Source organism: Amycolatopsis nalaikhensis (assembly GCF_030264295.1).
GTDB classification, from domain to species: Bacteria; Actinomycetota; Actinomycetes; order Mycobacteriales; family Pseudonocardiaceae; genus Amycolatopsis; species Amycolatopsis nalaikhensis.
In genome coordinates, this window is record NZ_CP127173.1 from 4,863,023 (window position 1) to 4,875,900 (window position 12,878).

The following is a 12,878-nucleotide window of genomic DNA, read 5'->3' on the forward strand; positions in this document are numbered from 1 at the left end:
CACCTAAGATGTCGGTGTGCTCCGGATCCGCCGTGAACTCGTCGACGAGATCGTCGCCCACGCCCGTCGTGACCACCCCGACGAGGCCTGTGGCGTGATCGCCGGGCCCGAAGGGTCCGACACGCCCGAGCGGTTCATCCCCATGCTCAACGCCGCGCGGTCGCCGACGTTCTACGAATTCGACTCCGGCGACCTGCTCAAGCTCTACCGCGAGATGGACGCCAACGACGAGGTGCCCGTGGTGATCTACCACTCGCACACCGCGACCGAGGCCTACCCGTCGCGGACCGACGCGAACATCGCGGCCGAGCCCGACGCGCACTACGTGCTCGTCTCCACCCGCGACCCCGAAGTGCACGAGTTCCGGTCGTACCGGATCGTGGACGCCGAGATCACCGAGGAGCCGGTCGAGATCGTCGACTGAGTCACCCTCGGAATAAACCGCCGCGCCACCGGCGTCTGCGTGTAAGAACCCACCGGAGGTAAAGAACCCATGGCCGTGACCGTCTCCATCCCGACGATCCTGCGCACCCACACCGGCGGCGAGAAGTCCGTCGAGGCGAAGGGCACGACCGTGCTCGAGGTCATCGACGACGTCGAGTCCCGGCACGCCGGCCTCAAGGCGCGCCTGGTCAAGGAGGAGAAGCTGCACCGCTTCATCAACGTCTACGTCAACGACGAGGACGTGCGCTTCGCCGGCGGGCTCGAGGCCGAGGTCAAGGACGGCGACACCCTGACCATCCTCCCCGCCGTGGCCGGTGGCTGATCGATGGCTCGCTTCGAGTCCCTGCTCGACGCGCTCGGCGGCACACCCCTGGTCGGGCTGCCCCGGCTCTCGCCGACGCACGACGTGCGCCTCTGGGCGAAGCTGGAGGACCGCAACCCGACCGGCTCGATCAAGGACCGGCCCGCGCTGGCCATGATCGAAGCCGCCGAGCGTGAAGGCAAGCTCCGGCGCGGCTCCACGATCCTGGAGCCGACCTCGGGCAACACCGGCATCTCGCTGGCCATGGCCGCCAAGCTCAAGGGCTACGGGCTGGTCTGCGTCATGCCTGAGAACACCTCGACCGAGCGCAAGCAGCTGCTGCAGGCCTACGGCGCGCGGATCGTCTTCTCCCCGGCCGCGGGCGGCTCGAACGAGGCCGTCCGGCGGGCGAAGGAGCTGGCCGAGGCGAACCCGGACTGGGTGATGCTCTACCAGTACGGCAACCCGGCCAACGCCGACGCGCACTACCGCGGCACCGGGCCCGAGCTGCTCAAGGACCTGCCGACGCTGACGCACTTCGTCGGCGGCCTCGGCACCACCGGCACGCTGGTCGGCGTCGGGCGCTACCTGCACGAGGCGAAGCCGGACGTCCAGATCATCGCGGCCGAGCCGCGCTACGGCGAGCTGGTGTACGGCCTGCGCAACCTCGACGAGGGGTTCGTGCCGGAGCTGTACGACCCTTCGGTGCTCAACGGCCGGTACTCGGTGGGCGCGTACGACGCCCTGCGCCGCACGCGTGAGCTGCTGGAGCACGAAGGCATCTTCGCGGGCATCTCGACGGGCGCGGTGCTGCACGCGGCGCTGGCGGTGGCCGAGAAGGCCGCGGCTCGCGGCGAGAGGGCCGACGTCGCCTTCGTCGTCGCCGATGCCGGGTGGAAGTACCTCTCGACCGGCGCGTACGCGGGCTCGCTCGACGAAGCGGCCGAGCGGCTCGACGGCCAGCTCTGGGCCTGAGCTACTCCGCCTTCCACAGCTCGGGCAGGGCGAGGTCGACGCCGTCGGCCTCGGCCAGCCGCTCGAAGGTGGCCATCGTCGCGCCCAGGTCGTCGAACACCTTCGGCAGCAGCTTCAGCGGCTTGCTCAGCGGCCGCCAGAAGGCGTCCCAGTGGATCGGGCGGACTTTGCGCGGTCCGAGGGCGCCGACGGTCTCCCGCCAGTACCGCTCCCGCCATTCTTCGGTCTGCTTCCCGGCCGCTCCGGCGCCGAGGTAGACGACGTCCGCGGAGTAGCCCTCGAGCGCTCCGGGCACGAAGTTCGCCGACGCGTGCACCACGACGTTGCCCGCCGGGTGCGCGATGTGGAATGAGTAGCACTGCCCGGTCTTGAACGCCTTCGCGCTGGCCGGAGGCCGTACGGGTTTGGTGATTTCGCCCGGGACCCGGTCGCCGTGGCTGTGCCGTGCGTCGACCGGCGTGACGGTGAAAGAGCCGAACTCCACGGGCTTGCCGGGCACCGGCTCCTCGAACGGTTCGGCGGCCAGGCCGTAGCCCTCCTGGATCTTCCGGGTCGAGGGCGAGCCGCTCAGCGTGGCGCCGGTCAGGTTCGCGACGACCGGGGCGTCGAGGGCGTGGTCGACGTGCGAGTGCGACACCAGGACGGCGTCGAGTTCGCGGACGCCCAGGCGGCGGACGGCGTCGTCGATCCGGCCGCGGTCCGGGGCCACCCGCGTCGCCAGCTTCAGCGGGGACGGCCGCGAGAAGAAGCCGTCGACCAGGACGGCCGAGGTGCCGTCGGAGACCAGGACGTTCGACACCCCGGCGAACGCCGTGCGCAGTTCGGGCATGCTGAACATCATGAAGGTGATCGGGCTGCTGGGCGGGATGAGCTGGGAATCTTCGATCGAGTACTACCGGCTCGTCAACGAACGGGTGAAAGCCCGGCTCGGCGGGTTCCACTCCGCGCACACGGTGCTCTATTCGGTCGACTTCGCCGAGATCGAGCGCATGCAGGCCGACGGCGCCTGGGCCGACGCCGGTGCCGAGCTGAACCGCGCCGCGAAAGCGCTTGAAGCCGCGGGCGCGGACTTCGTGGTGCTCTGCACCAACACGATGCACAAGGTCGCGGATCGGCTCGAGGACGGCCTCGGCATCCCGCTGCTGCACCTCGGCGACGCCACCGCTTCGGCGATCAAGGCCGCCGGGATCCGTCGGGTCGGCCTGCTGGGCACGGGGTTCACGATGGGACAGCCGTTCTACCGCGATCGGCTCGCCGCGCACGGCCTCGACGTGCTCGTGCCGGGCGAGGAGGACCGCGACCTGGTGCACCGGGTGATCTACGACGAGCTGGTGCTCGGCGTGGTGAAGCCCGAGTCGCGCGAGGCGTACCGCGGCGTGATCGCGCGGCTGGTCGAGGCGGGCGCCGAGGGCGTGATCTACGGGTGCACCGAGATCGAGCTGCTGGTCGGCCCGGAGGACAGCCCGGTGCCGACGTTCCCGACGACAAGCCTGCACGCCGACGCGGCGGTGGACTACGCGCTCGGCACCACCTCGCTGCCGGTGCCGCCGACGTGAGCTTCGTGCTGCGCCACGACCTGCCGCCAGAGTCGCTCGCGCTCCTCGGCGGTGAACAGGCCGGGCGTGATGCCGAAGACGTCCGCCGCGGCCGACCACCAGTCGGTGGGTGACTCGACGAGCTCCTTGTCTCCGTGGCGGTTCAGGGTGAGCGCCCGCAGGGTGTCGACGCCCCGCGCGTCCCGCCGCTGGATCACGCAGACCCGCACGAACCCGGACTCCGGCGAAGTCGACAGCCACGCGTGCTTCTCGGCGAAGTCGGCCATCTCCGCCGGGCCGGGGGCGAAGTCGAAGCCGACGAAGCTGCCCGACGGGTCGTGGTCGAACCGCCAGCCGCCCGGCGCGACCTCCGACGGCCGCAGCCGGTAGGTGTGCGAGCCTTGCACGTAGGTGCCTTCCCGGAGGGGCAGCGGTTCGTGGAAGCCATCACCCAGACCCACGTCGACCAGCCAGGTCCCCGACGGCAGGCGGACCGTGAGGGCCAGGTGGTTGCGGTCGATGTTCGGCTTGTCGGCCGCGCTGCCCTGCACCCCGCCCAGGTGGCGCGTCACCCGGTAGCCGAGCTCGCGCAACAGCGCCGAGAACGCGCCGTTCAGGTGGTAGCAGTAGCCGCCGCGGCCGCGCAGGATCCGCGCCAGCGACGCCGACGGCTCCAGCGGGGTCGGCCGCCCCAGCTGGATCTCCAGTGCCTCGTACGGCACGCGTTCGACGTGGGCCGCGTGCAGCCGCCGCAGTGCGGCCGCGCTCGGCGGCTCCGCTTCCAGCCCCAGCCGGGTCAGGTACCCCGTGACATCCATGCCGCCACGCTAGCGGCGGGCACCGACAAAAAGCCCGGATCAGGGATTTCACCCGAGGCGGGACCGCCGGAACGCGACGTAGCCTCGAAAACGTGAGCACTCTGCCCGTGAACCCGGCCCCGGAAACCGACGCCGCCAAGCGCGTGCTGCCGCCGAAACCGAAGGCGGCCGCGCTCGTCGCGCTTTCGTTCACCCTGCTGCTGTACCTGGTCGAGCTGGCGGACGTGATCCTGCCCGGCGACCTCGACCAGGGTGGCATCCAGTCGCGGGCGCTGTCCGGTCTCGACGGCGTGCTGTTCGCGCCGGTGCTGCACGCCGGCTGGTCGCACCTGTTCGCCAACACGCTGCCCGTGCTCGTGTTCTCCTTCCTCGCGATGGCTGCCGGGATCGGCCGGTTCGCGCTGGTCACGGCCATCATCTGGGTGGTTTCGGGGCTGGGCGTGTGGCTGGTGGGGCCGTCGGACGCGGTGACCGTCGGCGCGTCCGGACTGGCCTTCGGCTGGCTCGCCTACCTGCTGGTCCGCGGCATCTTCAACCGCGCGGCCGGCCAGATCGCGCTCGCCGTCGTCCTGCTCGGCGTGTGGAGCGGGATGCTCGCCGGCCTGCTGCCCGGCAACCCGGGCGTCTCCTGGCAGGGGCACCTGTTCGGCGCGCTGGCCGGGGTGCTCGCGGCCTGGCTGACCACCCGCCGGTCCGGCAAAGCCGCGCCGGGTAACCTCGAAGGGTGACTTCTGCGCCCGCTGATGCCCCGATCGGCGTGTTCGATTCCGGCGTCGGCGGGCTGACGGTAGCGAGGGCGATCCTCGAGCAGCTGCCCGCCGAACAGCTCCGCTACGTCGGCGACACGGCGCACAACCCGTACGGCCCGCTCCCGATCGCCACGGCCCGCAGCTACGCGCTGGCGGCGCTCGACGAGCTCGTCGAAAGCGGCGTGAAAGCGCTGGTCATCGCATGCAACACGGCGTCCGCGGCCTGCCTGCGCGACGCGCGCGAGCGCTACGACGTCCCGGTGATCGAGGTCGTCCTGCCCGCCGCGCGCCGCGCCGTCGTCGCCACGCACACCGGGCGAGTCGGCGTGATCGGCACCGAGGGCACGGTGCGGTCGCGGGCCTACGAGGACGCGTTCGCCGCGGCGCCCGACATCACGCTCACCAGCGTGGCCTGCCCGCGGTTCGTGGACTTCGTCGAGCGCGGCATCACGACCGGGCGGCAGGTGCTGGGGCTCGCGCAGGGCTACCTCCAGCCGCTGCTCGACGCCGAGGTCGACACGCTGGTGCTGGGTTGCACGCACTACCCGCTCCTGCAGGGCGTGCTGCAGATCGTGATGGGCCAGGAGGTCACGCTGGTCAGCAGCGCGGAGGAGACCGCGAAGGACCTGGTGAGGGTGCTCACCGAGGGCGACCTGCTGGCGGTCAGGGAGACGCCGCCGCGCCACGAGTTCCTCGCCACGGGCTCGGCCGAGCCCTTCACCCGGCTCGCCCAGCGGTTCATGGGGTTCGCTCCGGGTGTCCTCGCTCCCACCACCGCGTGATCAGGCCGCCCGGCGCTTAGGGTGTCGTCGTGCGACTGACCATCCTCGGGTGCTCCGGCAGCATCCCCGGGCCGAACGCGGCGGCGTCCGGTTACCTGATCGAGGCTGAGGGTTTCCTGCTCGGCCTCGAGCTCGGCAACGGCACGCTGGCGCAGCTGCAGGCCGTAGCCGACCCGTTCGACCTCGACGCGCTCGTGCTGACGCACCTCCACCCCGACCATTGCGCGGACGTAAGCGCGCTCACGGTGCTGCGGCGCTACCACCCGGCACCGCCCTATCCGGCGCGCCCGAGGCTCTTGCCGGTGTACGCGCCACCGGACGCGCCTGTGCGGTTGGCGAACGCGTACGCACCCAACGAGGCGGAGCGAGCGGTCACCGACCTGTCGGACGTCTACGACTTCAGGCCGCTGCGAGCGGAGCCGTTCCGAGTGGGGCCGTTCGACGTCGTCGCGGTAGAGGTGGATCACCCGACACCGGCATTCGGGGTCCGGATTTCGTATGGCGGGCGGATCCTGGCGTTCACCGGCGACACGGGGCCGTGCAGTGCGTTGAACGAGCTGGCGGACGGGGTGGACCTGCTACTGGCCGAGGCATCGTGGACCGACTCCGACGAGCGACCTGCAGGGGTGCATCTCTCCGGCAAGCAGGCGGGCGAGCTGGCGAGGGAAGCCGGGGTGGGGCGGTTGCTGCTCACCCACATCGCACCGTGGACGGACCCGGGGGCAGTGCTGGCGGAGGCATCGGTGGCGTTTCCAGGGGCCGAGGTCGTGAAGCAGGGCGCGGTTTACGACGTCTGAAAACCGCAGGACGGCAACGCAAAGCAGGCACGAGATCACCAGACCTCCCCCGCCCCTCGTCCTCGCCGCTCTTCAGTCGGCGGTTGAGCTTGTCAAGGCACGCTTTCCCGCCTTGACAAGGTCTACCGGCGGCTGAACACTCCGCGAGGAGGGGCGGGGGATGTCGGGCCCGGTCTCCCTTTGCCGTCAAAGACAAAAGAATGTCCTCGCCGGACGGGCAGGCTCTGGGATGGCCGGGGTCTCGTAGTTCTCTCGCGTTGGTGAGGTGGGCCGCGAGGTGGTCATCCCGTCGCCTGATTGAGGCCTATCACTTTGAGCCAGGCCCGCAAGCCTCCGTAGCTGACTCGCGCTGCGTTGATAGTTGCGGGCCTGGCTCAAAGTGATTTACACGGCCTCAGGCGACGGGATGACCACCCCGCTCCTTTGTTGGGTTGGTCGTCGGCTTCTTTCGGTGCGGTTCTAGAGTGCTCCTGTGGCTCGAAAAGATGGCAGGAACGATGACCAGCTTCGTGACATCACGATCACTCGGGGTTTTCAGCAGTGGCCTGCTGGGTCTGTGCTGATCGAGTTCGGGAACACTCGCGTGCTCTGTGCCGCCAGTGTCACCGAAGGCGTTCCCCGGTGGCGGGCCGGTTCCGGGCTCGGGTGGGTCACCGCCGAGTACGCCATGCTTCCCTCCGCCACCAACACCCGTGGTGATCGGGAGTCCGTCAAGGGGCGTATTGGTGGCCGTACCCATGAGATCTCGCGGCTCATCGGGCGCTCCCTGCGGGCCTGCATCGACCTCGCCGCTCTTGGTGAGAACACCATTGTCATCGACTGTGATGTCATCCAGGCCGATGGGGGGACCCGGACCGCCGCCGTCACCGGTGGTTACGTTGCTCTCGCCGATGCCATCACCTGGCTGGGTGCCGCGAACCGGCTGAACGATCCGCAACCGCTCTCTTCTTCGGTCGCCGCCGTCAGTGTCGGGGTTGTCGATGGGCGCGTTCGGCTCGACCTTCCCTACGAAGAAGACTCGCGGGCCGAGGTCGACATGAACGTCGTCGCCACCGATGCCGGGACCCTCATCGAAGTTCAAGGTACCGGTGAGGGTGCCACCTTTGCCCGGTCTACTTTGGACACCATGCTCGACATGGCGCTCGCCGGCTGTGCCGAGCTCACCCGGCTGCAGAACGAGGCCCTCGCCCTTCCTTATCCCGGTGAGCTGCCGGAACCGCGTCCGGACAAGAAGAAGGGCTCGAAGTGACCAAGCTTCTTCTGGCCACCCGCAACGCCAAAAAGCTCGGCGAGCTGCGCCGGATCCTCGCCGCCGAAGGGATCGACGGCATCGAGGTGCTCGGCCTTGCCGATGTCCCCGAATTCCCCGAGGCTCCCGAGACCGCGCCGGACTTCGAGGGCAACGCCGTCGCCAAAGCCCGTGATGCCGTCGCCGCCACCGGGCTGCCCGCCATCGCCGATGACTCGGGCATCGCCGTCGATGCCCTGAACGGCATGCCCGGGGTGCTCTCCGCCCGGTGGTCCGGGCGGCACGGGGACGACGAGGCCAACCTCGACCTCGTGCTCGGCCAGCTCGGTGACGTCCCGGATGAACGTCGTGGCGCCCAGTTCGTCTGCGCCGCCGCTCTCGTTCTTCCCTCCGGTGAGGAGACGCTCGTTCGCGGCGAGTGGCGGGGGACGCTCGTGCGGGCCCGGCGGGGTACCAACGGCTTCGGCTACGACCCCATCTTCCAGCCGGACGGCGAAAGCCGGACCTCGGCGGAGATGGACCCCGCCGAGAAGGACGCCGTTTCGCACCGGGGGCGGGCTCTGCGCGCCCTTCTTCCCGCCCTGCGGGAGCTGGCCGGGGCCTAGCCCCGTGGACCCGCGACCACCTGCGTGGCGACGTCGCGGGTCCAGCGCCGTCAGGCGGCCAGGCCGAGGTCGCGGATCAGCTTCGCCACGTGCCCGGCCGCGCGGACGTTGTACCAGGCGTGGGCGATCTTGCCCTCCGGGTCGACCACGAACGTCGAGCGGATGACGCCCATGTACGTCCGGCCGTAGTTCTTCTTCTCGCCGTACACGGCCCACGCCTCGAGGACCGTCTTCTCCGGGTCGCCCAGCAGCGGGAACGTCAGCTTCTCGTTCTCGGCGAACTTCGCGAGCTTCGCCTGCTTGTCCGGCGAGATGCCGATCACCTGGTAACCCGCGTCGTTGAGCTCGGCGAGGTTGTCGCGGAAGTCGCAGGCCTGCTTGGTGCAGCCCGGGGTGCTCGCCGCCGGGTAGAAGTACACGACGACGGACTGGCCGCGGAAGTCGCTCAGGGAGACGTTCTTGCCTTCGCTGTCCGGCAAGGTGAAGTCGGGGGCGTCGTCACCCGGGGAGAGTCGCTCGGTCATGCCCCGAGCGTAACCGGCACCGGCTCAGGCGGGTCCGCAATAGGTCGCCACGGCGGCATCTGCAGCACTCTGGCGGATCTGGAGCCGCAGCTGGACCGGTTCCTGCGGCACCGCGAAGGCGAGCGTGACGTGCACCGTGCGCCCCGGCGGCACGTCCTTGCCCGCGTCGGTGATGCCGGTGAAGCCCTGCGTCGTGTCCACGACCTGCTTCACCGCGACGCCCGCCGCGGTGGCGCTGACCGTGAGGCCGGACAGCCGGTACGTCATGGTGCCGTCGTTGGTCAGCTGGACGTCGAACGCCGCGCCGCGGGGGCTCCGCGGGTACGCCGACGCGCTCGGCTTGAACGACTGGGGTGAGCCGACCGAGATGGTGACGCCGTTCGCGAACCGGTGGTCGGCGCCGAACTTGAGGTCGTTGCCCGCCTGCGACGCCGAGGCCCCGGCGCCCGCGGGGGAGCCCGCCGCGCCGATCGCCGCGGTGCCGTCGTGCGCCGACGGAACCCCGCACGCCACCGCCAGGGAAAGCAGTCCTGTGGTGAACATGATCTTGCACGTGCGCGCGAGCGCCATCGCGGGTACTCCAGTCGGCGGGTCGGGGGTGCCGTCGGCATCGGGGGAATGCCGGGCGAACCCGCTCCACTCTGGCCGTGATCGCGCGTGGTTACGAGGCGCCACGGGGGGTTGTCGCGCACCTGGTGCCGCCCCGTGGCCAATCCGTGACCGGAACGGCACGGGTGGTGACAATCACCACCGACATGCCACTTAAACCGCGAGGGCGAACAACAGGATGAAGATCGCCACGCCGGCCACCCAGGCGGCCATCAACCAGCCGAAATCGCGGACCGGGTCGACCGCGCGGCTCTCTTCGCCGGGCACGTACACGCCGCGCCGTTCGAACCAGTCGGCCCAGAGGGCGAACCAGTGCAACGGGTTGCGCGACGACATGCCTCACCTCCGGACGCGGCCTTTCCCGTCACAGTACGGGTTCGGCCGCGGCCACCGAAAGGGACGTGACCGGTCACCGTTCGTGACCTGATGTGCCACGGCCGAGTGAACATCGGTGTCGGTCGTGTAGATCTTCAGACGACGCCGTGGCGCTGCAGGAGCGAGACCGCGCGGACCGTCGCGTACCCCTGCCATTCGAGGGCCGCGGCGGGCGAAAAACTCGCGAAGTCGACCCGCCAGCCGCCGTCGTCGTGCTGCTCGTCGGCGAGCCGCCGGATCTCGGCTTCGATGACGTCGTCCTTGAACAACGCGCGCGACGGGCGGTCCGGCAGCGGCGCGAAGTCCAGCGCGCGCAGGCTCTCGCCTTCGGAGCCGCCCGCCACCGGGACCAGGCCGTCGGGCGGGAGGAACGCGCCCAGGTGCTCCAGCAGCGCCGTCGCCTCCGGGTGGAAGTCGCAGGCCGCGTCCGCGAACCGCACCGCGAACGACAACGCGATCGCGTGCGGGGCCTCGGTCAGGCCGCGGATTTCGCGGAAGCAGTACTCCGTCGCCGCGGCCAGCCACGGGTGCTCGCGCACGGCCGGGTCGTGGCGGGCGACGTGCAGTGCGACACCGGTGGCGAACGCGGTGCTCTGCAGCGTGGCCACGGTCGGGTCGGCCTGCGCCCAGAAGGGCGCGCAGCCCGCGGGATCCGCCACGGGCAGGGCGAAGGGCAGCCCGCCGTCCGGGCGGGACACCGAAGCCAGCCAGTCGCACAGCCGCGCCGCGTGCGGGGTGGTCACCGGGCCGATCTCCTCGAACACCTCGAAGGCGTGCAGGGCGCCGCCGGGCTGGCTTTCCGGCGCCCGCAGATCGGGCTCGAGACCCCAGCCGTAGCCGCCGTCGGCGTTGCGGTAGCCGTCGACAGCGGCCAGGACCGCGTCGGGAGTGGTTTCGCCGCTGAGCAGCTCGAAGCGGCGTCGGTCGAGGAGCCGGGCGTGCGTCGCCATGAACGACGCCGCCGCGGGAAGGTTCACAGGCATGCGGCCAGCGTCGCACCCATCACTACGAGTGGTCTTGAACGGATCGGACCTCAGGGCAGCCCGGCCGGCACGGCGGCCGCGCGCAGGCGAGCCGCGTCCTGGCCCGGCGGGGCGCCGAACAGCCGCCGGTACTCGCGGTTGAACTGCGACGGGCTGTCGTAGCCGACGAGGTGCCCGACGCCCGCGATGTCGCCCGCGTCGGCCAGCAGCAGCGAACGGGCCTCCTGCAGGCGGATGCGCTTCTGGAACTGCAGCGGGCTCATCGCCGTCACCGCGCGGAAGCGGCGGTGGAACGCCGACGGGCTCAGCCCGCTCAGCCGGGCCAGCTCCTCGATCCGCATCGGCTCGGCGTAGTGGGCGCGGATCCAGCGGATCGCCCGGCCGACGTGGGTGAGGCCGCTGTCGGCCAGCCCGAGCTGGCGGACCAGGCCGCCGTGCGGGCCGGTGAGCAGCCGCCAGAGGATCTCGCGCTCGATCAGCGGGGCGAGCACCGGCGCGTCGGCCGGGTGGTCGAGCAGCCGCAGCAGGCGCAGGGCCGCGTCGAGCAACTCGGGACCCGCGTCCCCGATGGCGATCGGCGACGACGACGGCGTGCCGGGCGGGGCTTCCAGGAGCAGCGAGGCGATGACCGACGGCCGCAGCGCGAGGCCCATGCCGAGGGACGGCGTCTCCCGGGTGGCGCCGAGGAAGTGGCCGCTCACCGGCAGGTCGGCGCCGACCAGCAGGTACTGCCCGGCCCGGTACTCGTGGACGTGCTCGCCGAGCAGCAGGCGCTTGCCGCCCTGGGCCATGACCACCAGCAACGGCTCGGCCAGCGAGTGGTGCGGTTCGCTCGACTCCACTTTGGACAGCAGCAGGCCCGGCACCGGCGTGCGCAGGCCGTCGCGCGCGTGGGTGGCGATCAGCGCGCGGATCTCGGCGAGGGCGTCCACTGGACCAGCAAAGCACCGCGTGCGCGGATCATGCAAGAGCCCGCCTCGATCGATCTACCGCTCACCTGGTGTTCCGCGGTTTCCTGGTGATGTTCGATCCGACACCTGAGGAGAGTTTCATGCCACTCGACCACTACGTCACCCTCGGCCGGTCCGGGCTGCGCGTCAGCCCGTTCGCCCTCGGCGCGATGACCTTCGGCGAGGATCCCGGCGGCGCGGGGTGCGGCGTCGAGGAGTCCGAGAAGATCCTCGCGACCTACCTCGACCTCGGCGGCAACTTCGTCGACACGGCCAACTTCTACACGAACGGCCACTCGGAGAAGATCCTCGGCGACTTCTTCGCCGCGCGGCCGGGCCTGCGTTCGCGGGTGGTGCTGGCGTCGAAGTTCTTCGGCAACATGTTCCCGGGCGACCCCAACGGCGGCGGCGCCGGGCGCGGGTCGATCATCGCCCAGCTCGACGAGTCCCTCCGGCGGCTGCGGACCGACCACCTCGACCTGTACTGGCTGCACAACTGGGACCGCCACACGCCGATCGAGGAGACCATGCGGACTCTCGACGACCTGGTCCGCGCGGGCAAGATCCGGTACATCGGCTTCTCGAACACCCCGGCGTGGGTGACGGCCCAGGCGCAGACGACGGCGTCGCTGCGCGGCTGGACGCCGTTGATCGCGTTGCAGGTCGAGTATTCGCTGCTGGCGCGGACGGTCGAGGGCGAACTCGCGCCCTTCGCGCTGGACCAGGGCATGGCGCTGACGCCGTGGAGCCCGCTGAAGAACGGCTTCCTGTCGGGGAAGTACCGGCGCGGTGCCGACGTCACGGACTCGGCGCGCACGGCTTTCGTCGGCGGGCCTTCGGAAGCGGAGTTCGCGGTGATCGACGAGGTGGCTTCGATCGCCGCCGCGCTGGGGACGACGTCCGCGGCGGTGTCGCTGGCGTGGCTGCGGGCCCGCCGGGGCACGGTGGTCCCGATCCTCGGCGCGCGGCGGCTGGAGCACCTGACGGCCAACCTCGCGGAGGTGTCGTTGTCCGCGCGGGAGCTGGCCCGGTTGGACGAGGTTTCCGCGCCGTCGCTGGACTACCCGGCCCCGATGCACGGGGCACAGCGCGCGATGCTGCAGTTCGCGGGGGCCACAGTGGATGGTGAACCGTCCACTGTGTACCCGCCACTGCTGCAGAGCGACGTGCGCTATTGACCCG

At 70.8% G+C, this 12,878-nt stretch carries 17 protein-coding genes; 10 read left to right on the top strand and 7 right to left on the bottom strand.

Annotated features, from left to right (window positions below; translation table 11 throughout):
- Window positions 1–16: 16 nt before the first annotated feature.
- The 3 genes from QP939_RS24070 to QP939_RS24080 all read left to right on the top strand — a co-directional run bounded on the left by QP939_RS24070 (window position 17) and on the right by QP939_RS24080 (window position 1,720).
- The gene (locus QP939_RS24070) at window positions 17–424 is read left to right on the top strand and encodes a M67 family metallopeptidase (RefSeq protein ID WP_285459075.1); all 408 of its coding nucleotides are present in this window, start codon (window positions 17–19) and stop codon (window positions 422–424) included.
- A 69-nt stretch (window positions 425–493) separates the two neighbouring features.
- Window positions 494–766, top strand: a complete 273-nt coding sequence (locus tag QP939_RS24075) for a MoaD/ThiS family protein (protein WP_285459076.1) — start codon at window positions 494–496, stop codon at window positions 764–766.
- Window positions 767–769: 3 nt separating this feature from the next.
- Complete coding sequence (locus QP939_RS24080; RefSeq protein ID WP_285459077.1) at window positions 770–1,720, top strand: PLP-dependent cysteine synthase family protein; 951 nt, start codon at window positions 770–772, stop codon at window positions 1,718–1,720.
- A 1-nt stretch (window position 1,721) separates the two neighbouring features.
- Here the strand turns inward: QP939_RS24080 and QP939_RS24085 are convergent, their stop codons facing one another.
- Window positions 1,722–2,549: an MBL fold metallo-hydrolase gene (locus tag QP939_RS24085; RefSeq protein WP_285459078.1), complete on the bottom strand. Its 828-nt coding sequence runs from the start codon at window positions 2,547–2,549 to the stop codon at window positions 1,722–1,724.
- Window positions 2,550–2,559: 10 nt separating this feature from the next.
- Here QP939_RS24085 and QP939_RS24090 point away from each other — a divergent pair, with 10 nt between their 5' ends.
- A complete protein-coding gene (locus QP939_RS24090; protein WP_285459829.1) occupies window positions 2,560–3,276 on the top strand; it encodes an aspartate/glutamate racemase family protein in 717 nt (238 codons plus the stop codon).
- Here QP939_RS24090 and QP939_RS24095 read toward each other — a convergent pair.
- Entirely contained in the window at window positions 3,234–4,073 is an 840-nt protein-coding gene (locus QP939_RS24095) for an arylamine N-acetyltransferase family protein (RefSeq protein WP_285459079.1), read from the bottom strand. The two genes, QP939_RS24090 and QP939_RS24095, sit on opposite strands and share 43 nt — an antisense overlap.
- A gap of 92 nt (window positions 4,074–4,165) precedes the next feature.
- Here QP939_RS24095 and QP939_RS24100 point away from each other — a divergent pair, with 92 nt between their 5' ends.
- The 5 genes from QP939_RS24100 (at window position 4,166) to rdgB (ending at window position 8,255) form a co-directional block, all read left to right on the top strand.
- Entirely contained in the window at window positions 4,166–4,801 is a 636-nt protein-coding gene (locus QP939_RS24100) for a rhomboid family intramembrane serine protease (protein WP_285459080.1), read from the top strand.
- Window positions 4,798–5,604: a glutamate racemase gene (gene murI, locus QP939_RS24105; protein WP_285459081.1), complete on the top strand. Its 807-nt coding sequence runs from the start codon at window positions 4,798–4,800 to the stop codon at window positions 5,602–5,604. Before QP939_RS24100 ends, murI begins: the two co-directional genes overlap by 4 nt.
- Before the next feature lie 29 nt (window positions 5,605–5,633).
- Complete coding sequence (locus QP939_RS24110; protein WP_285459082.1) at window positions 5,634–6,401, top strand: MBL fold metallo-hydrolase; 768 nt, start codon at window positions 5,634–5,636, stop codon at window positions 6,399–6,401.
- 472 nt (window positions 6,402–6,873) lie between these two features.
- Window positions 6,874–7,650 (top strand): ribonuclease PH, encoded by a 777-nt coding sequence (rph, locus tag QP939_RS24115; RefSeq protein WP_285459083.1) that lies wholly within the window; start codon window positions 6,874–6,876, stop codon window positions 7,648–7,650.
- Window positions 7,647–8,255, top strand: a complete 609-nt coding sequence (rdgB, locus tag QP939_RS24120) for an RdgB/HAM1 family non-canonical purine NTP pyrophosphatase (RefSeq protein WP_285459084.1) — start codon at window positions 7,647–7,649, stop codon at window positions 8,253–8,255. Before rph ends, rdgB begins: the two co-directional genes overlap by 4 nt.
- A gap of 50 nt (window positions 8,256–8,305) precedes the next feature.
- Here rdgB and bcp read toward each other — a convergent pair whose 3' ends face one another.
- The 5 genes from bcp to QP939_RS24145 all read right to left on the bottom strand — a co-directional run bounded on the left by bcp (window position 8,306) and on the right by QP939_RS24145 (window position 11,678).
- On the bottom strand, window positions 8,306–8,779 hold the full coding sequence (bcp, locus tag QP939_RS24125; RefSeq protein WP_285459085.1) for a thioredoxin-dependent thiol peroxidase: 474 nt from the start codon (window positions 8,777–8,779) through the stop codon (window positions 8,306–8,308).
- Window positions 8,780–8,803: 24 nt separating this feature from the next.
- Window positions 8,804–9,349, bottom strand: a complete 546-nt coding sequence (locus QP939_RS24130; protein WP_285459086.1) for a hypothetical protein — start codon at window positions 9,347–9,349, stop codon at window positions 8,804–8,806.
- A 192-nt stretch (window positions 9,350–9,541) separates the two neighbouring features.
- Window positions 9,542–9,724 (bottom strand): hypothetical protein, encoded by a 183-nt coding sequence (locus QP939_RS24135; protein ID WP_285459087.1) that lies wholly within the window; start codon window positions 9,722–9,724, stop codon window positions 9,542–9,544.
- A 134-nt stretch (window positions 9,725–9,858) separates the two neighbouring features.
- Complete coding sequence (locus tag QP939_RS24140; protein WP_285459088.1) at window positions 9,859–10,746, bottom strand: hypothetical protein; 888 nt, start codon at window positions 10,744–10,746, stop codon at window positions 9,859–9,861.
- 50 nt (window positions 10,747–10,796) lie between these two features.
- Window positions 10,797–11,678, bottom strand: a complete 882-nt coding sequence (locus tag QP939_RS24145; RefSeq protein WP_285459089.1) for an AraC family transcriptional regulator — start codon at window positions 11,676–11,678, stop codon at window positions 10,797–10,799.
- A gap of 119 nt (window positions 11,679–11,797) precedes the next feature.
- Between QP939_RS24145 and QP939_RS24150 the strand changes: the two genes are divergently transcribed.
- On the top strand, window positions 11,798–12,874 hold the full coding sequence (locus QP939_RS24150) for an aldo/keto reductase (protein WP_285459090.1): 1,077 nt from the start codon (window positions 11,798–11,800) through the stop codon (window positions 12,872–12,874).
- The last annotated feature ends 4 nt before the right edge of the window (window positions 12,875–12,878 follow it).

What these genes read in the sequence shown, in the direction of transcription:
- QP939_RS24075 (WP_285459076.1), top strand. Translation starts at nt 494, where the DNA reads ATGGCCGTGACCGTCTCCATCCCGACGATCCTGCGCACCCACACCGGC.
- QP939_RS24080 (WP_285459077.1), top strand. Translation starts at nt 770, where the DNA reads ATGGCTCGCTTCGAGTCCCTGCTCGACGCGCTCGGCGGCACACCCCTG.
- QP939_RS24085 (WP_285459078.1), bottom strand. Translation starts at nt 2,549, where the DNA reads ATGCCCGAACTGCGCACGGCGTTCGCCGGGGTGTCGAACGTCCTGGTC.
- QP939_RS24090 (WP_285459829.1), top strand. Translation starts at nt 2,560, where the DNA reads ATGAAGGTGATCGGGCTGCTGGGCGGGATGAGCTGGGAATCTTCGATC.
- QP939_RS24095 (WP_285459079.1), bottom strand. Translation starts at nt 4,073, where the DNA reads ATGGATGTCACGGGGTACCTGACCCGGCTGGGGCTGGAAGCGGAGCCG.
- bcp (WP_285459085.1), bottom strand. Translation starts at nt 8,779, where the DNA reads ATGACCGAGCGACTCTCCCCGGGTGACGACGCCCCCGACTTCACCTTG.
- QP939_RS24130 (WP_285459086.1), bottom strand. Translation starts at nt 9,349, where the DNA reads ATGGCGCTCGCGCGCACGTGCAAGATCATGTTCACCACAGGACTGCTT.
- QP939_RS24135 (WP_285459087.1), bottom strand. Translation starts at nt 9,724, where the DNA reads ATGTCGTCGCGCAACCCGTTGCACTGGTTCGCCCTCTGGGCCGACTGG.
- QP939_RS24140 (WP_285459088.1), bottom strand. Translation starts at nt 10,746, where the DNA reads ATGCCTGTGAACCTTCCCGCGGCGGCGTCGTTCATGGCGACGCACGCC.
- QP939_RS24150 (WP_285459090.1), top strand. Translation starts at nt 11,798, where the DNA reads ATGCCACTCGACCACTACGTCACCCTCGGCCGGTCCGGGCTGCGCGTC.